The sequence below is a fragment of the Modestobacter sp. SYSU DS0290 genome, assembly GCF_054050955.1.
Map to the genome: position 1 here is coordinate 14,490 of NZ_JBJHAI010000003.1, position 23,554 is coordinate 38,043.

20 protein-coding genes are annotated in these 23,554 nt (G+C 74.9%); 11 read left to right on the top strand and 9 right to left on the bottom strand.

Annotation, left to right across the window (positions count from 1 at the left end; translation table 11 throughout):
• The gene (locus tag ACI795_RS04535; RefSeq protein WP_457074028.1) at positions 1 to 1,386 is read left to right on the top strand and encodes an MFS transporter; all 1,386 of its coding nucleotides are present in this window, start codon (positions 1 to 3) and stop codon (positions 1,384 to 1,386) included.
• On the opposite strand, the gene ACI795_RS04540 is transcribed toward ACI795_RS04535, so the two are convergent.
• Complete coding sequence (locus ACI795_RS04540; protein WP_457074029.1) at positions 1,361 to 2,845, bottom strand: CCA tRNA nucleotidyltransferase; 1,485 nt, start codon at positions 2,843 to 2,845, stop codon at positions 1,361 to 1,363. The genes ACI795_RS04535 and ACI795_RS04540 overlap by 26 nt on opposite strands.
• 57 nt (positions 2,846 to 2,902) lie before the next feature.
• On the opposite strand from ACI795_RS04540, the gene ACI795_RS04545 reads away from it, so the two are divergent.
• The 9 genes from ACI795_RS04545 (at position 2,903) to ACI795_RS04585 (ending at position 14,833) form a co-directional block, all read left to right on the top strand.
• The gene (locus tag ACI795_RS04545) at positions 2,903 to 3,379 is read left to right on the top strand and encodes an NUDIX hydrolase (protein ID WP_457074030.1); all 477 of its coding nucleotides are present in this window, start codon (positions 2,903 to 2,905) and stop codon (positions 3,377 to 3,379) included.
• On the top strand, positions 3,376 to 5,763 hold the full coding sequence (locus ACI795_RS04550) for a DUF6049 family protein (protein WP_457074031.1): 2,388 nt from the start codon (positions 3,376 to 3,378) through the stop codon (positions 5,761 to 5,763). Before ACI795_RS04545 ends, ACI795_RS04550 begins: the two co-directional genes overlap by 4 nt.
• Positions 5,760 to 7,841 carry a murein biosynthesis integral membrane protein MurJ gene (gene murJ, locus ACI795_RS04555; RefSeq protein ID WP_457074032.1) on the top strand — a complete coding sequence of 694 codons (2,082 nt, stop codon included), beginning with the start codon at positions 5,760 to 5,762 and terminating at the stop codon, positions 7,839 to 7,841. Before ACI795_RS04550 ends, murJ begins: the two co-directional genes overlap by 4 nt.
• 51 nt (positions 7,842 to 7,892) lie before the next feature.
• Positions 7,893 to 9,536 (top strand): hypothetical protein, encoded by a 1,644-nt coding sequence (locus ACI795_RS04560; RefSeq protein WP_457074033.1) that lies wholly within the window; start codon positions 7,893 to 7,895, stop codon positions 9,534 to 9,536.
• A 76-nt stretch (positions 9,537 to 9,612) separates the two neighbouring features.
• Positions 9,613 to 10,632, top strand: coding sequence for a thioredoxin-disulfide reductase (gene trxB, locus ACI795_RS04565; RefSeq protein ID WP_457074034.1), 1,020 nt, complete (start codon positions 9,613 to 9,615; stop codon positions 10,630 to 10,632).
• A 74-nt stretch (positions 10,633 to 10,706) separates the two neighbouring features.
• Positions 10,707 to 11,036: a thioredoxin gene (gene trxA, locus ACI795_RS04570; protein WP_222195707.1), complete on the top strand. Its 330-nt coding sequence runs from the start codon at positions 10,707 to 10,709 to the stop codon at positions 11,034 to 11,036.
• A gap of 248 nt (positions 11,037 to 11,284) precedes the next feature.
• Entirely contained in the window at positions 11,285 to 12,397 is a 1,113-nt protein-coding gene (locus ACI795_RS04575) for an N-acetylmuramoyl-L-alanine amidase (protein WP_457074035.1), read from the top strand.
• Positions 12,398 to 12,443: 46 nt separating this feature from the next.
• Positions 12,444 to 13,844 (top strand): aminotransferase-like domain-containing protein, encoded by a 1,401-nt coding sequence (locus tag ACI795_RS04580; RefSeq protein ID WP_457074036.1) that lies wholly within the window; start codon positions 12,444 to 12,446, stop codon positions 13,842 to 13,844.
• On the top strand, positions 13,841 to 14,833 hold the full coding sequence (locus tag ACI795_RS04585) for a D-alanine--D-alanine ligase family protein (RefSeq protein ID WP_457074037.1): 993 nt from the start codon (positions 13,841 to 13,843) through the stop codon (positions 14,831 to 14,833). The genes ACI795_RS04580 and ACI795_RS04585 overlap by 4 nt, the downstream gene beginning before the upstream one ends.
• 98 nt (positions 14,834 to 14,931) lie before the next feature.
• Here the strand turns inward: ACI795_RS04585 and ACI795_RS04590 are convergent, their stop codons facing one another.
• The 8 genes from ACI795_RS04590 to rpmH all read right to left on the bottom strand — a co-directional run bounded on the left by ACI795_RS04590 (position 14,932) and on the right by rpmH (position 20,694).
• Complete coding sequence (locus ACI795_RS04590; RefSeq protein ID WP_457074038.1) at positions 14,932 to 15,972, bottom strand: ParB/RepB/Spo0J family partition protein; 1,041 nt, start codon at positions 15,970 to 15,972, stop codon at positions 14,932 to 14,934.
• A gap of 106 nt (positions 15,973 to 16,078) precedes the next feature.
• Positions 16,079 to 17,170 (bottom strand): ParA family protein, encoded by a 1,092-nt coding sequence (locus tag ACI795_RS04595; protein WP_457074039.1) that lies wholly within the window; start codon positions 17,168 to 17,170, stop codon positions 16,079 to 16,081.
• 85 nt (positions 17,171 to 17,255) lie between these two features.
• Positions 17,256 to 17,885 (bottom strand): 16S rRNA (guanine(527)-N(7))-methyltransferase RsmG, encoded by a 630-nt coding sequence (gene rsmG, locus ACI795_RS04600; protein ID WP_457074040.1) that lies wholly within the window; start codon positions 17,883 to 17,885, stop codon positions 17,256 to 17,258.
• Positions 17,886 to 17,950: 65 nt separating this feature from the next.
• Positions 17,951 to 18,604, bottom strand: a complete 654-nt coding sequence (locus ACI795_RS04605; RefSeq protein WP_457074041.1) for a Jag family protein — start codon at positions 18,602 to 18,604, stop codon at positions 17,951 to 17,953.
• A 94-nt stretch (positions 18,605 to 18,698) separates the two neighbouring features.
• On the bottom strand, positions 18,699 to 19,802 hold the full coding sequence (yidC, locus tag ACI795_RS04610; RefSeq protein WP_457074042.1) for a membrane protein insertase YidC: 1,104 nt from the start codon (positions 19,800 to 19,802) through the stop codon (positions 18,699 to 18,701).
• Positions 19,795 to 20,181: a membrane protein insertion efficiency factor YidD gene (gene yidD / locus ACI795_RS04615; RefSeq protein WP_457074043.1), complete on the bottom strand. Its 387-nt coding sequence runs from the start codon at positions 20,179 to 20,181 to the stop codon at positions 19,795 to 19,797. The genes yidC and yidD overlap by 8 nt, the downstream gene beginning before the upstream one ends.
• Positions 20,178 to 20,555 carry a ribonuclease P protein component gene (gene rnpA, locus ACI795_RS04620; RefSeq protein ID WP_457074044.1) on the bottom strand — a complete coding sequence of 126 codons (378 nt, stop codon included), beginning with the start codon at positions 20,553 to 20,555 and terminating at the stop codon, positions 20,178 to 20,180. The genes yidD and rnpA overlap by 4 nt, the downstream gene beginning before the upstream one ends.
• A 1-nt stretch (position 20,556) precedes the next feature.
• Entirely contained in the window at positions 20,557 to 20,694 is a 138-nt protein-coding gene (rpmH, locus tag ACI795_RS04625) for a 50S ribosomal protein L34 (RefSeq protein ID WP_056296149.1), read from the bottom strand.
• A 620-nt stretch (positions 20,695 to 21,314) separates the two neighbouring features.
• On the opposite strand from rpmH, the gene dnaA reads away from it, so the two are divergent.
• On the top strand, positions 21,315 to 23,159 hold the full coding sequence (gene dnaA, locus ACI795_RS04630) for a chromosomal replication initiator protein DnaA (protein WP_457074045.1): 1,845 nt from the start codon (positions 21,315 to 21,317) through the stop codon (positions 23,157 to 23,159).
• Positions 23,160 to 23,554: the final 395 nt, after the last annotated feature.

The window sequence follows — 23,554 nt, forward strand, 5'->3', positions numbered from 1 at the left end:
GTGGGACAGGGGGCGGGGACCGTGCGTGCCCTGCTCAGCCGTCCCGACTTCCGCCGGCTGCTGCTGACCCGGCTGTCCGGCCAGTTCGGCGACGGGGTGTTCCAGGCAGCGCTGGCCGGCACCGTGCTGTTCAACCCCTCCCGCGCGGCCGACCCGGTCGACGTCGCCGCCGGGTTCGCCGTCCTCCTCCTGCCGTACTCGCTGGTCGGCCCCTTCGCCGGCGTCTGGCTGGACCGCTGGAGCCGGCGGCAGGTGCTGCTGCTGGCGAACGCGGTGCGAGCCGGGCTGGTGGCCGTCGTGGCCGGGCTGATCCTCACCGGGGTGACCGGGCCCGCCTTCTACGCGGCGGGCCTGCTGGTCGTCTCGGTCAACCGGTTCGTGCTGTCCGCGCTGTCGGCGGGGCTGCCGCACACCGCCGACGAGCCCACGCTGGTGTCGGCCAACGCGCTGTCGACCACCGCCGGCGCGGTCGCCGCGGTGCTCGGCGGCGGCTCGGCGATCGTGGCGACCGCACTGGCCGGCTCCGGCGACGGCGGGTACGCGCTGCTCGCCGCCGGCGCCGCGCTGCCCTACCTGCTCGCCTCGGGCGTGGTCGCCGGCTTCGCCCGCGGGCACCTGGGGCCCGACCACGAGACCCTGCAGGCCCGCGCCGGCGCGCGGGACGTGCTGCACGGGATGGTCGCCGGGGCGCGGCACGTGGTCGCCCACCCGCCGGCGGCCGCGGTGCTGGCCGTGATGGCCGTGCACCGGTTCTTCTACGGCCTGCTCACGCTGGTCGTCCTGCTGCTGTACCGGAACACCTTCACCGGCGGCAGCCGGCTGTTCCCCGGCGGGCTGGCCGGGTTGGGGCAGGTGCTGGCCCTGGGCGCGGTGGGCACGCTGCTCGCTGCGGTGGTCACGCCGATCGCGGTGCGCCGGATGGGCAAGGCGCGGTGGATCGTCCTGATGCTCGTCGTCGGCGGCACCGGGCAGCTCGTGCTCGGCGGGCTCTTCCTGCCCGCCACGACGGTCGCGGCGGTCTTCACCCTGGGCTTCGTCGCCCAGGCGGTGAAGATCTGCGCGGACACCACCCTGCAGGAGTCGATCGACGACGACTTCCGCGGCCGGGTCTTCTCCGTCTACGACACCCTGTTCAACGTCACCTTCGTGCTGTCCCTGCTGGCCGGCGCCGTCCTGCTGCCCGCCTCCGGGGTCAGCTGGGCGGCCCTGGCCGCGGTGGGGGCCGGGTACCTGCTCACCGCAGCTGCGTTCGCCCGCTGGTGGGCCGTCCGTCAGCGCCGCTTCCCCGACAGCCTGCACCCGCAGCCGTCGGCGGCCGGTGCCCGAGGGCGGCCCGAGCTCGGCCGGGAGCCCCGGCCGGCTACGAGCGGGAACGCCACCAGCTGAGCAGCTCGGCTTCGGCGTCGGCGGGGTCCAGCGGGCCGCGCTCCAGGCGCAGCTCCTTGAGGAACCGCCAGGCCTGGCCGACCTCCGGACCCGGCTCGATGCCCAGCAGCGCCATGATGCGGTTGCCGTCCAGATCCGGCCGGACCCGCGCCAGGTCCTCCTGCTCGGCCAGCTCCGCGATCCGCGCCTCGAGCGAGTCGTAGGTCCCCGACAGGGCCGCGGCGCGCCGCCGGTTGCGCGTGGTGCAGTCCGATCGCACGAGCTTGTGCAGCCGGGGGAGCAGGTCCCCGGCGTCGGTGACGTACCGCCGGACCGCGGAGTCGGTCCACTCCCCGCGGCCGTAGCCGTGGAAGCGCAGGTGCAGGAACGTGAGCCGGGAGACCGCCTCGATGACGTCCTTGGGGTACTTCAGCGCGGTCAGCCGCTTGCGCACCAGCTTGGCCCCGACCACCTCGTGGTGGTGGAAGGAGACCCGCCCGCCCGGTTCGTGGCGGCGGGTCGCCGGCTTGCCGATGTCGTGCAGCAGCGCCGCCAGCCGCAGCACCAGGTCCGGCCCCGGCACCGCGGGGTCGGCCTTCTCCAGCGCGATCGCCTGGTCCAGCACGGTCAGCGAGTGGGCGTAGACGTCCTTGTGCTGGTGGTGCTCGTCGATCTCCATCCGCAGCGCGGAGAGCTCCGGCAGCACGACGTCGGCCAGGCCGGTGGAGACGAAGAGGTCGAGCGCCGCCGACGGGGAGTCGTTGAGCAGCGTCCGGGAGAGCTCGTGCTGCACCCGCTCGGCGGTGATCCGGCCCAGCTCCCGGTGCATCTCGGTCATCGCGCCCACGACCTCGTCGTCCGGGGTGAGCCCGAGCTGGGCGACGAACCGCACCGCACGCAGCATCCGCAGCGGGTCGTCGGCGAAGGAGTCCGCCGCCGCGCCCGGGGTGCGCAGCCGGCGGGCCAGCAGGTCACCCAGCCCGCCGAAGGGGTCGGTGACGGTGCGGTCGGGGCCCAGCGAGACCGCCATCGCGTTCACCGTGAAGTCCCGCCGGGCGAGGTCGTCGACCAGCGACGACCCCCAGGCGACCTCGGGGTTGCGGGACTCCCGGTCGTACCGGTCGGCCCGGAAGGTGGTGATCTCCACCCGCTGCCCGCGGATCTCCGCGCCGACCGTGCCGAAGGCGATCCCGGCGTTCCACGTGGAACCGGCCCAGCCGCGGAGCAGCTCGAGCGTCTGCTCGGGACGGGCGTCGGTGGTCACGTCCAGGTCGCCGGGCGGGACCGGGGCGCCCGTCCCGGCGGCGAGCAGCGCGTCCCGGACAGACCCGCCCACCAGGTGCACGGAGAAGCCGGCGGCGGTGAACCGGCGGCCCAGTTCGGCCAGCACCGGCGTGACGTCGACCAGCGCGCGCACGGTCTCCTGGACCGCCGCGGGCACGGGCTCGCTCGGACGACGGGGTGGGGGCTGCGCGGACACGACGGTCGAGGGTAGTGCTGACCGGGCGGGGACCGGCGCGCGCGCTACCCTCCTGACATGGCTGGGACGGGCGGGCGACAGCGCCCCGGCCGCCGGCTGCGCCGGGTCGACGAGACCTCGGCAGGGGGTCTGGTGGTCGCGGACGACGACGTCACCGGCCCGCGCGCGGCCCTGATCGGCCGTACCGACCGCCGTGGCCGCCTGCTCTGGTCGCTGCCCAAGGGGCACATCGAGGAGGGCGAGACGCCGGCCGACACCGCCGTCCGCGAGGTCGCCGAGGAGACCGGCATCCTCGGTGAGGTGGTCGCCCCGCTGGGCATCATCGACTTCTGGTTCGTCGCCGACGGGCGGCGCGTGCACAAGACCGTCCACCACTTCCTGCTGCGGGCCGTCGGCGGCGCGCTGTCCGACGCCGACGTGGAGGTCACCGAGGTCGCCTGGGTGCCCCTGACCGAGCTGCGGAGCCGGCTGGCCTACGCCGACGAGCGGGCCCTCGTCGAGCGGGCCCCGGGCCTGCTGGCCGACAGCGCGTGAGCCGGCGGGCCGCCGGCCGCGCCGACGGCCACCGCCAGCCCCGCACCGCGCGCCCCCTCCGGCGCGCCGGCGCCCGGGCCGGCGTGGTCACCGGGCTGCTCGGAGTGCTCGGCGGGCTCCTCGCGCCCCCCGCGGTCGCCGCCCCGGCGGCGGACCCGGCGACGGACCCGGCCACCGAGCGGCCGGTCGTGGTGGACGTCGACCGGATCGAGCCCCGCACGGTGGTCCCCGGGGCCGCGGTCGAGGTCAGCGGCACGCTGGAGAACACCGGTGAGGAGACCTGGTCGGACCTGACGGTGCGGCTGCAGCGTGGTGAGGTGCTCACCAGCCGGGCCGAGCTGGCCGAGGCCGCCGACGACCCGGACGACGTCACCAACGTCGTCGCCCCCTTCCAGCCGGTCGACGGGGAGCTGGCGCCGGGGCAGACCCTGGCCTTCTCCTTCACCACCCCGGCCGAGGAGCTCCGGCTGGACGCCGACGGCGTCTACCGCGTGCTGGTCAACGTCAACGCCACCAGCGCGGACGGCTTCACCGAACGGGTCGGGGACCTGTCCACCTGGCTGGTGGCCCAGCCGGCCGAGCCGGTCACCCGCACGACCGTCGCCTGGCTGTGGCCGCTGACCGACCGCCCGCACCGCGGCCCCGCCGGCACGTTCACCGACGACGAGCTGGCCGACCAGGTCGCCTCCGGTGGCCGCCTCGACCGGGCGCTCGCCACCCTCGAGCAGCTCGAGCGCGTGCCGGCCGCCGCCCCGGGCGACAGCGCGCCGGCGGTGCCGGTCACCCTCGCCGTCGACCCGGCGCTGCTGGAGGAGCTCGCGACGATGGCCGCCGGCGACTACACGGTCGACCCGCCGGACGCCGAGCCGCGCGCCGGCACCGGCAGCGCCGACGCCGCCGCGCTGCTCCAGCGGCTGCGACGGCTGGCCGACGACCACCCGGTGGTCGCCCTGCCCTACGCCGACGTGGACGCCCAGGCGCTGGTCACCGCCGGCCGGCCGGCCGCGGTGCTCCGCACCCTGCCGGGAACCCCCGCGGGCACCGCCCGGCAGCCGCCGGACGACGGGGCCGGCGACCTCACCGACGGCTCCGCGGGCGCACCGGCCAGCGCGACCGGCAGCACCGCCGACGAGGCGGCCGGCACCGGGTCCGGGGCCGGGGCCGCGATCGTCCGCGAGGTGCTCGACGTGGCCCCGCGCACCGATCTCGCCTGGCCGGCCGGCGGTGCGGCCGGCGCGGACACCCTCGCGGTCCTCCGCCAGGGCGGGGCCGGGACGGTCGTGCTCGCCGAGGGTGCGCTCACCGAGGGCGACCGGGCGACCGGGGCCGTCGGCCGGGCCGCCGGCGCCGCCGCGACCGTCAGCACGCCCGAGGGCCCGCTGCCCGCGCTGGTCGCCGACGGCCGGCTCGCCGAGGTGGTCGCCGGGGCGGCCACCGACCCGGACCCGTCCGGCGGCCGGCTGGCGGAGCAGCGCTTCCTGGCCGAGCTGGGCGCCCTCACCACGCAGCTGGGCGGCGCGGGGGACCAGAGCGTCCTCGTCGTCCCGCCCCGCCGGGTCGACCCCGACCCGGCCACGATGACGGCGATGATGACCGACACGGCGAGGCTGCCCTGGCTGGCCGCGGGGTCGGTGTCCTCGCTGGCGGTCGGCCCGCCGGTCGAGGTCGGCGAGCCCGCCGTCCCCCGGGACGCCGAGCGGCTCTCCCCGACCGGGGTGGCCGAGCTCGCCCGCGCGGTCGCCGTGCGCGACGACGTCGCCGCCGCCGTCTCCGGTGAGCCGGCGACCGCCCTCGCCGGCTACGACGCGGCGATCGCCCGCGCCGGCTCCGCGGCCTGGCGCGGCGACGCCGCGGCCTTCGTCCGCCACGCCGCGCGCGTGCACGAGACCCTCCTCCGGCTGCAGGACCAGGTCACCCTCGTCTCCCCGGCCGAGGGCACCTACAGCCTCGCCTCCAGCAGTGCGCCGCTGGTGCTCACCGTGCAGAACGACCTGCCCTTCGCCGTCGCCGTGCGGCTGGAGCTGAGTGCCCGCGGCAACGTCGGCCTGACCACCGAGGACATCGGGGTGCAGGTCCTCCAGCCGCGGTCCCGGACCCCCCTGGAGGTACCGGCCGAGGTGCAGCAGTCCGGCGGCTTCCAGGTCACCGCCCAGCTGACCACCCCCAGCGGGGCGCCGCTGGGCGATGCGGTCCAGCTGCAGGTGAAGAGCACCGCCTACGGGCCGGTGACCCTGGCGATCACGGTGGGGGCGGCCGCGCTGCTGGCGCTGCTCTTCCTGCGCCGGCTGGTGCGCTTCCTGCTGGCCCGTCGCCGGAGCTCGGCCGAGGAGGCCCCCGGCGCGGGCGACCCGGCGACCCCCGCACCGGCCCGGAGCCCGGTGTGACCGGCCGGAACCCCGCCGACGCCCCGCAGCAGGACCAACCGGACGCCCCGCGCCCCCCGCTGCCCCCGCCGCCGTACCGGAACGTGCCGACGCCGCCGTCGACCGCCGGGGCGGCCGACGGCGTGGCCGACGGCGCGCGGCCCCCGCTGCCCGCGGTGCCGCCGCGGCAGCTGCCCCCGCCGCCCGGGGCCCGCGCCACGCCGGCCGGTCACCTGCCGCCGGTGCCCCCGCCGGCCCCGCCCCGGCGACAGCCCGAGCCTGCCCGGGAGCAGGTGACGGAGGTGGTGCCGCTGCGGCGCACCGCGCTGCCCCCCGTGCCGCCGCCGCGGGCGCGCCGCTTCGTCCCCGGGCCCGACGACACCCAGCTCATCCCGGCCTTCCCGGCGATGCGCCCGCTGGACGACGCCGACGAGGAGACCGAGAGCCGCGAGGGCGTCTCCGGCGGCAGCAGCAGCATCCTGCGCGCCGCGGGCACGATGGCCGTGGCCACCCTGGTCAGCCGGCTGACCGGGCTGCTCCGCACCGTGGTCATCGCCGCGGCCCTGGGGGTCGGGCTGGTCAGCGACGCCTACAACACCGCGAACATCCTGCCCAACCTCGTGTACGAGCTGCTGCTCGGCGGCGTGCTGACGTCGGTGATCGTGCCGCTGCTGGTGCAGGCCCAGGAGCGGGACCGCGACGGCGGCACCCGGTACGCGCAACGCCTGATCACCATGGCGACCGTCGGCCTGCTCGGGATGACCGTCGTGGCGGTGCTCGCCGCCCCGCTGCTCACCCGGCTGGCCGACATCTCCGGGAACGCCGAACAAGTGGCGCTGGCCAACTGGCTCGCCCGGCTGCTGCTGGTCGAGATCGTCTTCTACGGCCTCGGTGCCCTGGCCACCGCGGTGCTGAACGCCCGCGGGGTCTTCGGCCCACCCGCCTGGGCGCCGGTGCTGAACAACGTGGTCGTCATCCTCACCGGCGTCCTGTTCATCGCCGCCAGCGGGCCCGGGGAGCTGTCCCCGGCCACCATCACCGACCTGCAGGTCTGGCTGCTGGGCATCGGCACCACGGCCGGGATCGCCGTCCAGGCGGTCGTGCTGCTGCCGCTGCTGCGCAAGGTCGGCGTGCCGCTCCGCCCGCAGTTCGGCCTGCGCGGCACCGGCCTGGCCGAGGTCGGCTCGCTGGGCCTGTGGGTCGTCGCCTACGCCGCGATCAGCCAGGTCGGCGTCTTCGTCGCGGTGCGGGTGGCCAACGCCGCCGGCCGCAGCGAGGACGGCCTGGGCTCCGCGGCCTTCGCCATCGCCAGCCTGCTGTTCCAGATGCCCTACGGGATCATCGGCGTCGCCCTGCTCACCGCGCTGCTGCCGCGGATGAGCCGGGCGGCCGCCCGGCACGACCTGGACGGTGTGGTCGCCGACCTGACGCTCGGCACCCGCCTGTCGGCGACCGGCCTGCTGCCGGTGACCGCGCTGCTGATCGTCCTGGGCCCGGCGGTCGCCACGGTCGTGTTCAGCTACGGCAACACCGGCGTCGAGGAGGCGCGGGCCATCGGCGTCGCCCTGGCCTACGGCGCGTTCGGCCTGCTGCCCATGGCGATCACCCTGCTGCAGCTGCGCGTCTTCTACGCCATGAAGGACGCCCGGACCCCCACCTTCATCCAGCTCGCCATGGTCGCCGTCCGGGTGCCGCTGCTGCTGCTCGTGCCGGTGCTGGTCGAGCCGGAGGACGTGGTGGCCGGCCTGATGGTGGCCACCAGCGTCACCTACCTGGCCGGCTGGGTCGCCGGCAGCGTCGCGCTGCAGCGCAAGCTGGGCGTCCGCGCCGGTCGCGAGGCTGGGGTCACGGTGGCCCGGATGGCCCTGGTATCCGCGGTCGGCGGGGCCCTGGGCTGGGTGGTCGTCTCCCTCGCCGGGCGGGGCCTGGGGACGTCGGTCCCGGGCTCGCTCGCCACCGTCGTGCTCGGTACCGTGGTCATCGGCATCGCGGTCGTCGCGGGTGCCGTGGTGGTCGGCGTCCCCGAGCTCAGGGAGGCGTGGGCCGGCGTCCGAGCCAGGCTCGGCGGACCACGGCGGTCCGGCCGCCCGGGTGCCTGACCGGGGACGCCGTCCCCGGCGGGGGAGTGGTCCAGGGGGTCGGCACCGTCCGTGACGTCGACGATCACCGGTCTGCCCGACCGCTACCGCCCGCTGGACCAGGTCGCCCCCGACGAGCAGACGCCCACCGGCGTCATCCGGTCCTGGCGCGCCCGTGACCGGGTGCTCAACCGCGACGTCGCCCTGCGCGTGCACAGCCCCGGCGGGCCGGCCGCCCGGGAGTGGATCACCCGGGCGCTGACCGCCGGCGGGCTGGCCACCCCGGCGCTGGCGATGGTCTACGACGCGGCGGAGGGCACCGGGGGCACCGAGCCCGGCGGCGCCGCCTACGTGGTCAACGAGTGGATCGACGGGGTCCGGCTGGCCGACCGGCTGGCCACCGACGGACCACTGCCCGAGCGGGAGGCCCGTGCGGTCGTCCGCCGGCTGGCCGAGGGCGTGGCCGAGGCCCACCGGGCCGGCCTGGCCGTCGGCGGGCTGACCGCCGAGCACGTCGTGCTGCGCCCCGGCGGCCTGGTGGGGCTGCTGTCGGTCCCCGCGGCGACCGGCACGGTGCGCGACGACATCGCCGCCCTGGGCGCGCTGCTCGAGCTCTGCCTGACCGGCCACCGTGCCGGCCCGGCCGGCAGCCGGCCCGCGCCCATCGCCGCCCCGGACCTGGCCGCGCTGGTCCGGCGGGCCCGGTCGACCGACCCCGGCACCGGGCTGTCCAGCGCCGCGGCGATGGCCGCGCTGCTGACCGACCGCGGCCGGGCGAGCACCGGCCCGCAGGAGGCCGCACGCCCGGACCCGGTCAGCGACAGCGGGTGGATGCGCCGGCTGCGTGACCGCCGCGACCTCGCCGGGGCCGAGGACCGGGACGACGCCGACGGCCCCGACGCCGGTGGCCGGGCGGACCAGCCCCCCGTCCGGCTGCGCGCTGCCGGGCTCCCCCCGGTCCCGGGTGCGCCGCGGGGTGCGACCGCGTCCCGCGGGCAGGTGGACGCGGAGGAGGAGCTGGACTGGCCGGACTCCCTCCCGGAGAGCGACGCCGGTGACGAGCCACCGCCCGCCCGTCGCCGACTGGCGATGGTCGGCCTGCCGCTGCTCGCGCTGGCGCTGGTCGTGGCGATCGGCTGGTGGTTCGGCTCGAACGTGCTCTCGGTCGCCAGCAGCGTCGACACCGGGGCCGCCACCACCTCCGTCCCCAGCGCGCCGGCCGGGGACGCCGACCCGGATGCGGGCGAGCAGCCGGCCGCCGAGCCCGGCGCCGCGCTGCCGATCACCGGCGCCTCGGTGTTCGACCCGTTCGGCGACGGTGAGCCCGAGAACGACGACGCCGTCCCCCGGACCACCGACGGCGACCCGGCCACCGCGTGGTCCACGCTGACCTACCGGGGCTCCGCCGGCTTCGGGAACCTGAAGCCGGGCGTGGGCGTCGTCTACGACCTGGGCGGCGAGCAGTCCGTCGCCGGTGTGCAGCTGCGCACGACCACCCCCGGCGCCACGGTCGAGGTCCGCACCGGCGGCACCCCGCAGGGCGGCCTGGAGGCCTTCGACGTCGCCGCCACCACCGAGCTGACCGGGGACGACCAGGTCACCTTCGAGGAGCCGGCCACCACCCGGTACGTGCTGGTGTGGATCACCTCGCTGGTGCCCGCCGGCGACGGGTTCGCCGCCGAACTGGCCGAGGTCACCGTCTCCGCGGCGTCCTGAGCGACGCCGCACTGCGGTTTCCGCCTCGTGGGTGGCGGGCCTGGCACCGGGGAATGGCGGCCCTACGCTGTCCGTTGTGCGCCCCGTGACGAGTGACCAGCCCACCCCCGGCCCCGCCGTCTCCACCGACCCGGCCCACCCGGCCATCCCGCCGGCGGAGCACGACGGGGTCCGTGACCTGATCATCATCGGGTCCGGCCCGGCCGGGTACACCGCAGCCACCTACGCAGCCCGGGCGAACCTGCACCCGCTGGTGTTCGAGGGCTCGCAGTTCGGCGGCGCGCTGATGACCACCACCGAGGTGGAGAACTTCCCCGGGTTCCCCGAGGGCATCCAGGGCCCCCAGCTGATGGACGACATGCGCACCCAGGCCGAGCGCTTCGGCGCCGAACTGGTGCCTGCCGACGTGACCGAGGTCGACCTCACGGCCAGCCCGAAGATCGTCAAGGTCGGCTCCACGGAGCACCGCGCGCACGCGGTCATCGTGGCCACCGGGTCCAAGTACCGGTACCTGGGTCTGGACAACGAGCAGCGACTGCTCGGCCACGGCGTCTCGGCGTGTGCCACCTGCGACGGCTTCTTCTTCCGCGACCAGGACATCGTCGTGGTCGGCGGTGGCGACTCCGCGATGGAGGAGGCGACCTTCCTCACCCGCTTCGCCAAGTCGGTCACCGTGGTGCACCGCCGCACCGAGCTGCGTGCCTCCAAGATCATGCAGAAGCGCGCCCAGGACAACGAGAAGATCCGCTGGGCGCTGGGCAAGCAGGTCACCGACGTGCACGGCGACAACGCCGTCTCCGCCGTCGAGCTGACCGACGTCGAGACCGGCAGCACCGAGCAGCTCCCGGTCACCGGCCTGTTCGTGGCCATCGGCCACGACCCGCGCACCGAGCTGTTCGCGGGCCAGCTCAAGCTGGACGACGAGGGCTACATCGTCGCCGAGCACCCGACCACGCGGACCAACATCGACGGCGTCTTCGCCTGCGGTGACGTCGTGGACAAGATCTACCGGCAGGCGATCACCTCCGCCGCCACCGGCGCCAAGGCGGCGATCGACGCCGAGCGCTGGCTCGCCGAGACCTTCGACGAGCGCTGAGCGGCGGCGGGCATAGACCAACCCGTCCGCCTGTTGACCAGACGGACACCCGAGCTACCCCAGGGAGCAGCACCATGGCAGGCAAGAACACCGTGACCGTGACCGACGCCAGCTTCGCCAGTGACGTGCTGGGCAGCGACAAGCCCGTGCTGGTCGACTTCTGGGCCGAGTGGTGCGGCCCGTGCAAGATGGTCGCGCCGGTGCTCGAGGAGATCGCCGCCGAGCACGCCGACAAGCTCACGATCGCCAAGCTCAACATCGACGAGAACCCGCAGATCGCGCGCGACTACCAGGTCATGTCGATCCCCACGATGACGGTCTTCCAGGGCGGCAAGCCGGTGAAGAGCATCATCGGCGCCAAGCCCAAGGGCGCCATCCTGTCGGACCTGTCCGACTACATCTGAGCCACCCGCCGGCCACCGTGCCGGCACCCGAGCACCACCTCGGTGAGGCCCGCCCGTCCCCGGACCGGCGGGCCTCGTCGTCTCCCCGGTTGGACTCCGGCCGGTCACCCGTTCGGTGTCCGCCCGTCACCGGATCGCGGGCCCCCGGTCACCCGGTGCGCGCGCCGCGGAGCTCCACCAGCCACAATCGACGGTGCCCGCCATCCCCGGCGAGCGGCCGACCCGCGAACAGGAGAGACGACTCCCGCATGGACGTCCTGCGACCCGGCAGCTCAGGCCCGGCAGTGGCGGAGGTGCAGGCGGTGCTCCGCACCCTGGACCTGTTGGCCAGCCAGCCGGCCGCGGGGGAGTACGACGACGTCACCGAGCTCGCGGTCCGGCACTTCCAGCAGGTCCGCGGCCTGTCCGTCGACGGCCGGGTCGGCGAGGAGACCTACCGGGCGCTGACCGAGGCGCGCTGGTCGCTGGGCGACCGACTGCTCCGCCACGACCCCGAGCACCCCGCCCGCGGCGACGACGTGCGCCGGCTGCAGGAGCTGCTGCTCGAACTCGGGTACGACGCGGGCCGCGCTGACGGCATCCTCGGCCCGGAGACCGAGACCGGGCTGCGCTCCTTCCAGCGCGACTACGGCCTGACCGCCGACGGCACCTGCGGACCGGCCACGCTGCGCGCCCTCAAGCAGCTGGGCCGCCGGGTCACCGGCGGCCGGCCGCAGCTGCTGCGGCAGAGCGCGTCCCTGGTGGAGTCCGGGCCGCACCTGATCGGCCGGGTCATCGTCATCGACCCGGGCCACGGCGGCCAGGACACCGGCTTCACCGCCGGGGAGACGACGGAGGCCGACCTGGTGTTCGACCTCGCCTCCCGGATCGAGGGGCGGCTGGCCGCGGCCGGCGCCACGGTCTACCTCAGCCGCGGCCGCACCGGCGACCCCAGCGCCACCGAGCGGACCGCGTTCGCCAACGACGCCCGCGCCGACCTGTTCCTCTCCCTGCACATGGAGGCGCACGGCTCTGCGCACGCCCGCGGCGTGGCCAGCTACTACTACGGCACCGGCTCCGGGGCGAGCTCCACCGTGGGCGAGCAGTTCGCCAACCTGGTGCGCCGCGAGATCATCGCCCGCACCGGGATGCTGGACTGCGGCTCGCACCCCAAGACCTGGGACATCCTGCGGATGACCCGGATGCCCGCCGTCCGCGTCGACTGCGGCTACCTCTCCCACCCGGTCGACCGGTTGCTGCTGCTCGACGCCCGGCTGCGCAGCACGGTGGCCCAGGCCGTCGTGGCCGCCGTCCAGCGGCTGTTCCTGCCGGCCGAGGCCGATCCGCCGACCGGCACGTTCCTGCTCCCCGCCCGGGCATGACCCCGAGGGCCCGACGCGGCCACGGGTACGGCTTACACTGCCAAAGGTGACCCCACCTGTGCCCGGATCCGGTCAGGCCGGGGCGCACTCCACCGGTGCGTCCCCGCACGTCCACCCCCGCCACCCGCGGCTGGACCCGCTGGCAGACCGGTACGCAGCACGCACCCACGGGATGAAGAGCTCGGAGATCCGCGCGCTGTTCTCCGTGGTCAGCCGCCCGGAGGTGGTCTCGCTGGCCGGCGGCATGCCCGCGGTGAGCGCACTCCCGCTGGACGCCGTCGGTTCGATGATCGGCGAGCTGGTCTCCGGCATGGGCGCGCAGACGCTGCAGTACGGCTCCGGCCAGGGCGACCCGCGCCTGCGCGAGCGGATCTGCGACGTCATGGCGCTGGAGGGGATCACCGACGCCTCACCCAGCGAGGTCGTGGTCACCGTCGGCTCGCAGCAGGGGCTGGACCTGGTCACCCGGGTGTTCATCGACCCGGGCGACGTCATCCTCGCCGAGGCGCCGTCCTACGTCGGCGCGCTCGGGGTGTTCCAGGCCGCCCAGGCCCAGGTGCGGCACGTCGCGATGGACGACGACGGGCTGATCCCGGAGGCCCTGGAGCAGGCGCTGCTGGAGTGCCGCGCCCGCGGTGACCGGGTCAAGTTCCTCTACACGGTGCCCAACTTCCACAACCCGGCCGGCGTCACGCTGAGCGAGCCCCGCCGCGAGCAGGTCATCGCCATCGCCGAGCAGTACGACCTGCTGGTGATCGAGGACAACCCGTACGGCCTGCTGGGCTTCGAGCGTGAGCCGATGCGCGCGCTGCGGGCCCGCGACGACGAGCGGGTCATCTACCTCGGGTCCTTCTCCAAGACCTTCTCGCCCGGCCTGCGGGTGGGCTGGGTGCTGGCGCCGCTGGCGGTGCGCGAGAAGCTCGTGCTGGCCACCGAGGCGCAGGTGCTCTGCCCTCCCTCGCTCACCCAGTACGCCGTCGCCCGGTACCTCGACACCCAGCCCTGGCGCGAGCAGATCAAGGTGTTCACCGAGCTGTACCGCGAGCGCCGCGACGCCACCCTGGAGTCGCTGAGCGCCCTCATGCCGGCCGGCACGACCTGGACGCGGCCCGAAGGTGGCTTCTACGTCTGGCTGAAGCTGCCGCACGGCCTGGACGCCAAGCTCATGCAGCCCCGCGCGGTGGCCGCCCACGTGGCGTACGTGCCCGGGATCGGCTTCTACGCCGACGGCGGGGGCACCGAGTACATGCGACTGTCCTACTGCTACCCCGAGCCCGACCAGATCCGTGAGGGCGTCCGCCGCCTCGCCCGGGTGATCGAGGCCGAGCTCGACCTGCACTCGACGTTCGACGGCGTCGACACCGGCACCTTCCGCGCGGTGCGGGCCGACACACCCCCCGTCATCGGTCCGTCCAACAGCGACCAGAGTGGAGACCGTCAGCCATGACCGAGCCGGCCGCCGCACCGGTGGAGGCCACCGGCGCCGACCAGCACCCCCTGCGCGCCCTGGTGCTCGCCGGCGGGCTGACCTTCGAGCGCGAGGTCAGCCTCTCCTCGGGCAGTCAGGTCGTCGAGGCCCTGACCCGCGCCGGCGTGGACGCCGAGCTGCACGACGCCGACGCGGAGCTGCTCCCCGGGCTCGCCGCAGCGCCGGTCGACGCGGTGTTCATCGCCCTGCACGGTGCCACCGGTGAGGACGGCGCCCTGCGCGCGGTGCTGGACCTGGCGGGGGTGCCCTACGTCGGCTCCCCGGCGGCGGCGTGCCGGCTCGCCTGGGACAAGCCGGCCGCGAAGTCCGTGGTGGGCTCGGCCGGCGTGGCGACGCCGGACTGGGTGGCCCTGCCGCACAGCACCTTCCGCGAGCTGGGCGCCGGTGCGGTGCTCGACCTCATCGTGGCCCGCCTGGGGCTCCCGCTGATGGTCAAGCCCGCCACCGGCGGATCGTCCCTGGGCGTGCAGAAGGTCAGCCGGGTGGAGGACCTCCCGGCCGCGATGGTGAGCTGCTTCGCCTACGGCGACACGGTGATGGTCGAGCGGTTCGTCGACGGGGTCGAGCTGGCGCTGTCCGTGGTCGACCTCGGCAACGGGCCGCAGGCGCTGCCGGCGGTGGAGATCGCCCCCGAGTCCGGCGTCTTCGACTACACCTCCCGGTACACGCCCGGGCTCACCGAGTACCACGCCCCGGCGCGCGTCGACGACGCGGTCGCGGCCCGGGCGGCCGAAGTGGCGCTGCAGGTGCACCGGGTGCTGGGGCTGGCCGACCTGTCTCGCACCGACGCGATCGTCTCCCCCGACGGCACGGTGCACTTCCTCGAGGTCAACGTCTCCCCGGGCCTGACCGAGACCTCGATGTTCCCGATGGCCGTCGAGGCCGCCGGGCACCGGCTGGGCGACGTGCTCGGCCACCTGCTGACCCGCGCCGCGAGCCGAGGCTGAGCGCCAGCTGGTTGCGTCAGTGACGCAACCAGCTGGCGGACCCGCTTGCCGGCCCCCGCGGCGAGCGGGTGAGCCCTGGCGGGCAGCGGGGCCCTTCGTCAGTCTGCGGTGCTGCGCCCGGTGATGTCCGGCGCCATCATGCCGACGATCCGCTGCAGGTCGTCCACCGAGCCGAACTCGACGACGATGCGCCCCTTGGCGCGGCCGATCTGCACCTTGACCTTGGTCTCGAAGACGTCGGACAGGCGACCGGCGAGGTCCTCGACGCCGGGGGCGCTGATCTTGCGCTGCGATCGCCGGGCGGCCGTGGGGCTCTCGGCGACGGCCAGCGCGACGGCCTCCTCGGTGGCCCGCACCGACATGCCCTCGGCGACGATCCGAGTGGCGAGGGCGTCCTGCGCCTCGGCGTCCGGGAGTCCCAGCAGCGCCCGGGCGTGGCCGGCGGAGATGACGCCCGCGGCAACGCGGGTCTGCACCTTCACCGGCAGCTTCATCAGCCGGATGGTGTTGGTGACCTGCGAGCGGCTGCGGCCGATGCGGGCCGCCAGCTCCTCGTGCGTGGCGCCGAACTCCTCCAGCAGCTGCTGGTAGGCGGCAGCCTCCTCGAGCGGGTTGAGCTGGACGCGGTGGATGTTCTCCAGCAGCGCATCGCGCAGCATGGCGTCGTCGGTGGTGTCCCGGACGATCGCCGGCACCGCCTCCAGACCCGCGGCACGGGCGGCGCGCAGCCGGCGCTCGCCCATGATCAGCTCGAATCGGCCCTCGCCTGCCTCACGCACGACGATGGGCTGGAGCAGGCCGAACTCACGGACGGAGTGGGCCAGCTCCTCCAACGCCTCGTCGTCGAAGACCTGGCGGGGCTGCTTGGGGTTGGGGACGACGTCGCCCACCGGCACCTCACGCAGCTGAGCGCCGGGCACCCCGGCGACCGGCTCCACCGCCACAGCCGCGTCGCGGGCCGCGGCGCGCTCGGTCAGCGAGGTGGGCGGGGGAGGAGCGTCCTGGTCCGGGGCGCCGACGTTCGCCGCCTCTGCCTCGGCCGCTTCCGCAGCGCGGGCCGCGGGCGTCGCCGTGGGCGCCGGGGCGCTGGTGGGGATCAGGGCCGCGAGGCCCCGGCCGAGTCCGCCGCGCTTGGTCACTGGTTCTCCTCGCTGCTGCCCGGCCGCCGGTGCGGCGCGGGGGTGGAACAACCGATGCCGGAGCGCCGCAGCGGCGCCCAGGTGGGGCTCGTGGGGCGGACGGTGCTCATGTGGCATGCCGTCCACCCGGGGCAGGGCCGGCGACCGGCTCACCCAGCACCAGAGCGGCCACCGCCGGCGGCGGCGGGGGAGGTGGGGGCACGGGGCGGACGGCAGGCTGGGCCGCCGTCTGCGGTTGCGCCGGTGGCTGCTCGGCGGGGGCCAGCCGGGCGCCGCGCATGGCGAGCTCCCGGGCGGCCTCCACGTAGCTCGTCGAGCCCCGCGACCCCGGGTCGTAGGTGAGCACCGACTGCCCGTAGCCCGGCGCCTCGCTCACCCGGACGTTGCGGGGGATGACGGCGGTCAGCACCAGGTCCCCGAAGTGGTTGCGCACCTCGTCGGCCACCTGGTCGGCGAGCTTGGTCCGGCCGTCGTACATGGTGAGCAGGATGGTGCTCACCGAGATCCCGGGGTTGAGGTGTGCCCGCACCAGATCGATGTTGGAGAGGAGCTGCCCCAACCCCTCCAGCGCGTAGTACTCGCACTGGATGGGGATGAGCACCTCGTCGCCGGCCACCAGCGCGTTGAGGGTGAGCAGACCCAGCGACGGCGGGCAGTCGATCAGCACGTAGTGCGGCCGCTCCTCCGCGGGCAGCCCGTCGAGGTATCCCTCGATCGAGCGGCGCAGGCGGTGTTCACGGGCGACCACGGAGACCAGTTCGATCTCCGCACCGGCCAGGTCGATGGTGGCCGGGACACAGTGCAGGTTCGGGCTGGCGGTCGTCGGGTGGGTCACCTCGGCGAGGGTGGCGTCGCTGACCAGGGCGTCGTAGATGGACGGCGTCCCGACGGTGTGCTCGACACCGAGGGCGGTGCTGGTGTTCCCCTGCGGGTCGAGGTCGATCACCAGGGTCCGCAGCCCGTACATCGCCAGCGCGACCCCGAGGTTGACCGTCGAGGTGGTCTTCCCGACGCCACCCTTCTGGTTGGCCACGGTGATCACCCGGATCCGGCCAGGCCGGGGGAAGGGGTCCTGGTCGGCCGCGTGCAGCACGCGTGTGGCCCGCATCGCCTCGGCGGCGATCGGGCTGTCGAACTCGGCACCGACTGCCTGATCGGCGGCGAGGCTGGTGCGCAGCCGCTCGCCCGGGTCCGTCATCGGTGCGTCCTCCTCACGGACTGCGTTCCACGTGGAACGGCGAGGTCGTCGCCGTCGTGTTCCACGTGGAACGCGGTTGAGCTGTTCAGCGGGGTGGGCGGGGAGTGCCGGCCCGCGTCATCAGCACCACGGTAGTGGCTGCGGCACCGAGCCCGACACCGACGGCCCGCGTGGAGACGTCGCGCATCCCCGCCGCCTCGAGTTCGGGGACCAGGGCAGGGACCTCCTCGGCCGCGCGCGCACCCACCAGGGCGATCAACTGGGCCCCCGGATGCAACAGCCCACGACACCAGCCGACCAGTCGGGGCAGCGGCGCCACGGCCCGGGCGGTGACGACGTCGACCGGCCCCACGGCCCGGACCACAGCCCGCTCCTCCGCGCGGCCACGGACGACCTGCCACGGGCGGTCCAGAGCGGCGACCACCTCGGCGAGGAACTCCACCCGCCGGGCCATCGGCTCCACCAGGGCCAGCTGCAGGTCCGGTCGGGCCAGGCCCAGCGGGATGCCGGGCAGCCCGGCCCCACTGCCGACGTCGACCACGCGAGCTCCCTCGGGGACCACCTCGGCCAGCGCGGCGCTGTTCAGCACGTGCCGCTCCCAGAGCCGTTCGACCTCCCGGGGCCCGATCAGCCCACGGGTCACCCCGTCCCCGGCGAGCTTCGCCACGTAGGCAGCGGCCGCCTGCAGGGCGGGTCCGAAGACCCCTTCGGCCACCGGCGGCGGATCCGGAACTAGGACGTCTCGGTTCTCGGACCCCCCGCCCGCCGGGTCGACCTCGCTCACGCGTCGGGCAGGACCACGACGCGGCGGTTCGGCTCCTCGCCCTCCGACTCGCTGCGCACCCCGGCGGCCGCGGCGACGACGTCGTGCACGACCTTGCGCTCGAACGGGTTCATCGGGGCGAGCCGCTCGGGCTGCCGGCTCTGCGCGACCCGCTCGGCAGCCGCAGCCGCCAGGCTGGTGAGGTCTGCGCGCCGCTTGGCGCGGAACCCGCCGATGTCCAGCATCAGCCGGCTACGGACGCCGGTCGACTGGGCAACGGCCAGCCGGGTCAGCTCCTGCAGCGCCTCGAGGGTGGCGCCGTCGGGGCCGATCAGGGTCTTGAGCTGGCCACCCACCACGGCCACGGACGCGCGGTCGCCCTCGACGTCGAGGTCGATGTCGCCGTCCACGTCGAGGATGTCCAGCAGCCGCTCCAGGTAGTCCCCGGCGACGTCGCCCTCGCGGACGAGCAGGCCGTCTGCGTCGTCGGCGTCGTCGTCCTGGTCGTCGTCATCGCCGTCGTCGATCGTGTCGACGGGCTCGACGACGGCGTCCGCCGAGGCGGGGTCGGCGTCGGGGAGCGCGGGGTCCCCGCTGCCCCCGACCTGGGGGAGCACTGCGTCCGAGGTGGCCTCGGCCGTCGCGGCGGTGTCGCTGTCGGGTGCAGTCACGTTCGGTCCTCCGGTGTCGTGCAGGCGGCCGGGCGTACCCGGTGGTCGGTAGGACGGGCACCGCGCAGGCCGCAGCCCGGGTGCGCCGCCGGCGTCAGCGTCGCTTGCGCTTGCCGCGGTTGGCCGGGCCGCTGCTGCCGCCGCCACCCGCGCGCGGCTTCGCGCCGCCGTTCGGACGGCCGTTGGCGCTGCCGCCGGCCGCCGTGCTCCCACCGCTGGTGGGACCGGTGGGCCCCGAGCCGTTGCCGGAGGTCGGCGGCGCCGGGGGCTGGGCCGTCGAGCCGTCGACGGTGGAGTCGGGCGCGGCGGTGGCGGGGCGGCCGGGCTTGGGGCGCACCGGCTTGGCGCCGGGCTTGGGGGCCAGCGCCTTCGGGTCGACCTTCGGCTTGTCGGCGGCGGCCTTGGCCAGCGCGGCCGGCGAGCCGGGCGGGGGCAGCTTCTTGAGGATGTAGAACTGCTGGCCCATGGTCCACAGGTTGTTCGTGAACCAGTAGATGAGCACACCGACCGGGAAGAAGAAGCCGGTCACGAAGAGGCTGAGCGGCATGCCGTACAGCAGCAGCTTCTGGATCATCGCGGCCTGGCCCTCGACCGGGCCCGAGCGCTTCTGGATCTGCTTCTGGGTGAAGAAGGTCGTCAGGCACATGACGACGATCAGCACGAACGCGACGATCCGGATGCTGGTGTAGGTGACGCCCTCCAGCGCGAGGATCTGGCTGGCCTTGGGCTCGGCCATGTTGAACGAGCTGGAGATCGGCGCACCGAAGAGGTCCGCCTTGGCGGCCTGGTCGGTGAGCGGGTCGTCCCAGCTGTAGAGACCGTCCTTGCCCGGGGCGAGCCGGCGCAGCACGTGGAACAGCGAGATGAAGACCGGGATCTGCGGCAGGATCGGCAGGCAGCTGGCCAGCGGGTTGACCCCGCGCTCCTTCTGCAGCGCCATCATCGCCTGGCTGAAGCCCTGCTTGTCACTGCCGTACTGCTTGCGCAGCTTCTGGATCTCCGGCTGGATCTCCTGCATCGCGCGCTGGGACTTCACCTGCTTCACGAACAGGCGGAACAGCAGCAGCCGGATCGTGATGACCAGGAAGACGATCGACAGCGCCCAGGTGATGCCACCGGCCGGGTCCAGGAACGTGGAGAACAGTGCGTGCCACTGCTTCATCACCCACGCGATCGCGGTGTACAGCCAGTCAAGCAACGCCAGCCTCCTGCTGCGCAGACCGGCGGGGAGCCGGCGGGGGTGCACTGTCGGGTCGGCGCGCCTCGGCGGTGCCTGGGGCCTCGGGCTCCCCGGACTGCTCGAACGGCTGCGCCGCAGTGCACGACGAGTGGGTGGTCTCTCCGGTTCCGCGCCGCTCGGGGACGAAGTCGGCCCCGCCCGGGTGCCAGGAGGCGCAGCGGCCCAGCCGGCGCAGCGCCAACCAGGTGCCGCGCCCGGCGCCGTGCACCTCGAGCGCCTCGACCGCGTAGGCGCTGCAGCTGGGGTGGAAGCGGCAGCGCGGCGGGAAGACCGGGCTGATCGCCCGCTGGTAGAAGCGCACCGCGGCCAGCAGGGCCCGGGCGGGGGAGCCGCTCATGACGAGCGGGACCCGAGCAGCCGGTCCAGGCCCTTGTCCAGGTCGCGCCCGAGTGCGGTGGAGTCGGCACCGGCCGCCTCCGGCCGGGCGCGGACCACCAGGTCGGCGGTCGCCGGGAGGCGGTCCAGCCGCGCGGCGACCAGGTGCCGCAGCTGGCGGGTCACCCGGTGCCGACAGACGGAGTTGCCCACGGTCTTGCCGACCACGAAACCGGCCCGTGGCCCGGAGTCCGGGGCAGCGGGGCCCCCGACCCGGGCGACGGGCCGTTCGGAGAGGTAGTGCAGCACCAGGGTCGGGCGGCCGGCACGCCGGCCGGACCGCATGACCACGGTGAACTCCGGCCGCCGGCGCAGGCGTGCCTGCGCGGGCAGCACCTCAGGCGGAGAGCTTGTCGCGACCCTTGCGGCGACGGCCGGCGAGGATCGCGCGACCGGCCCGGGTGCGCATCCGCAGCCGGAAGCCGTGGGTCTTGGACCGGCGGCGGTTGTTCGGCTGGAACGTGCGCTTGCTCACGAGGTACTCCCACTGCTGACGACATCGATGCGGCACGGACCCGGTCGGGCGCCGCTGCCACGCTGGTGCTGGCACTTGCTGCTACTTGCTGCTGGCGCTGTGCGGGCCCACCTTGCGCAGGGCGCCGTCCACAGCTGTCGAACCAGCATAGCCGAGAGCCCGAGGGGTCTGCGGTGCTGGCCCGACCCGCCATGGTGCACCGGTGACCGGCGGAGTGGGGCCGGACACGCCGCCGCGGGCGCGGTCGGCGCCCCGGCATCCGGGTCGCCGTCGTTGCCCGGCTGTGGACGGGGCTGTTAGCGTCGCCGTCGCTCCGCGTTGGACGACAGGGTCCCGGGTCGACCACCCGCCCCGCCGGCCAGCCGCTCGCCAGCTCTCCCCGGGACCCCTCGTCCGGGCGCCGACCAGCGAGGACGCCGCGTCCGACCGCCGGCCCCGGTGGCTGCCGGGCCACGCGTCGCCGGGCGTGCACAGACTGTGGACACTCATGTGGAACACCACCGCCCCGCGTCCACACCTGGGGACCGTACGGGGGGACCGACAGGCTCCTCCGGGCACGGACCGGCCTGTGGACGACGGATGCGGAGCGAGGACCTGAGGAACGGGAAGGGACACAGACGATGGCCGACTCCCCGGTCGACCTGGCCACGGTCTGGGACCAGATCCGCGAGCGGCTCTCCAGCAGCCTGTCCCCCCAGCAGAAGGCCATGCTCGAACTGACCCGCCCGCTGGGCCTGGTCGAGGACACCGCGGTGCTGGCCGCCCCCAACGAGTTCACCCAGACGGTGCTCGAGTCCCGGATGCGGATGCAGTTGGCCGAGGCGCTGTCGGCGGAGTTCGGCCGGGCCATCCGGGTCGCCGTGCAGTTGGAGGACACGCCGGCCCAGTCAGCGCCGGCCGCCTCGCGCCAGGGCGCGGACCACGACGACCGGCGCTGGCCCCCGACCGAGCGCGAGCGACCGGTCGCGGAGCAGCCGGTCGCGGAGTGGCCGCCCGCCGAGCGCACCGCCGCCGAGCGCGAGCGCGCCGCCCAGGACCGCGCCGCCGAGGACCGGGCCGACCGGGACCGGGTGGACGACGGCCGCAGCGCCTTCGGGGTGCGCGCCGACGCCATCCGAGGTGAGGGCGACCGGGTGGACACCGGGCGGGCCGGCCCCGGAGAGCGCGGCGTGTGGCTGCCGGAGTCCGGCGACGGCCGGGACTGGTCCCGCGGCGCGCCGCGGGAGGACGTCGGCCCCGAGTGGTCGCCCACCGGCGCGGAGACGGGCATCGGAGTGGGCGTGCAGGGCCGGCTGGCCCCGTGGGACCGGGACTCCGGTGACGACGCCGAGCAGCTGGCCGGACGCGGCCCGGCCGACGACCGGGGCGGGGAGCGCCGCCGTGGCGGGGGCGCCGTCCCGCTGTTCGCCGACCGGCGTCCGGCGGGGCTGGACCCGGGCCTGAACCCCAAGTACGTCTTCGACAGCTTCGTCATCGGCAACAGCAACCGGTTCGCGCACGCAGCCGCCGTCGCCGTCGCCGAGGCGCCGGCCCGGGCCTACAACCCGCTGTTCATCTACGGCGACTCCGGGCTGGGCAAGACCCACCTGCTGCACGCCATCGGCCACTACGCGGCCCGGATGTTCCCCAACGTGCGGGTGCGCTACGTCAGCACCGAGGAGTTCACCAACGAGTTCATCAACCTGGTGCACTCCGGCCGGGCCGAGGACTTCCGCCGCCGCTACCGGGACATCGACTTCCTGCTGATCGACGACATCCAGTTCCTGGAACGCGCCGAGCGGACGCAGGAGGAGTTCTTCCACACCTTCAACACGCTGCACAACGCCAGCAAGCAGATCGTCATCACCTCCGACCGGGCCCCCAAGAAGCTGACGACGCTGGAGGACCGGCTGCGCACCCGCTTCGAGTGGGGGCTGATCACCGACGTCCAGGCGCCGGACCTGGAGACCCGCATCGCGATCCTGCGGAAGAAGGCGTGGGGCGAGCGGCTGCAGGCCCCCGACGCGGTGCTGGAGTTCATCGCGAGCAAGGTGCAGACCAACATCCGCGAGCTCGAGGGCGCGCTGATCCGGGTCACCGCCTTCGCCAGCCTGAACAAGCAGCCGGTCGACCTCGCGCTGGCCGAGCTGGTGCTCAAGGACCTGATCAGCGACGAGCAGGGTCCGCAGATCACCGCGGCGATCATCATGGCCGCGACGGCGGAGTACTTCAGCGTGACGATGGAGGAGCTGCAGGGGGCCAACCGCAGCCGCACGCTGGTCAACGCCCGGCAGATCGCGATGTACCTGTGCCGGGAGCTCACCGAGTTGTCGCTGCCGCGCATCGGCGCCTCCTTCGGCGGCAAGGACCACACCACGGTCATGCACGCGGTCAAGAAGATCACCGGCCTGATGAGCGAGCGCCGCGCCACCTACACGCAGGTCACCGAGCTCACCGCCCGGATCAAGAGCCGCGCCCGGCAGTGACGTCCCGGCGGGTCCGCACCGGTCCCGTCGTCCCCCGCAGCAGCCCGGACCAGGTCGACGACCCGGTCCGGGCCGTCGTGCTGCCCTGCGTCAGCCGCCACGCGGCGGAGTGCCCTCGTCACCCACCGACGTCGTTTGTCGCCTTGTCCCCAGATCTGTGCACAGGTTGGGGAGATCGGGTCCCCAGCGCTCCACCGCAGGTGGACGGCGGGCGGCCCGCAGCCGCCCGCGGCACGGGGACGGCCTCCGGGGGCCCGGTCCGGTCGTCGTCCCCGTTCTGTCCACAAGTCGTCAACCGGCACCGGTGGACGGCGGAGGTCGGCACGGTGGTCCGGGCACGACCTGGGCACGACCTGGGGACGACACTGCGGGCGGGCAGGGGACGCGGGGTGGAC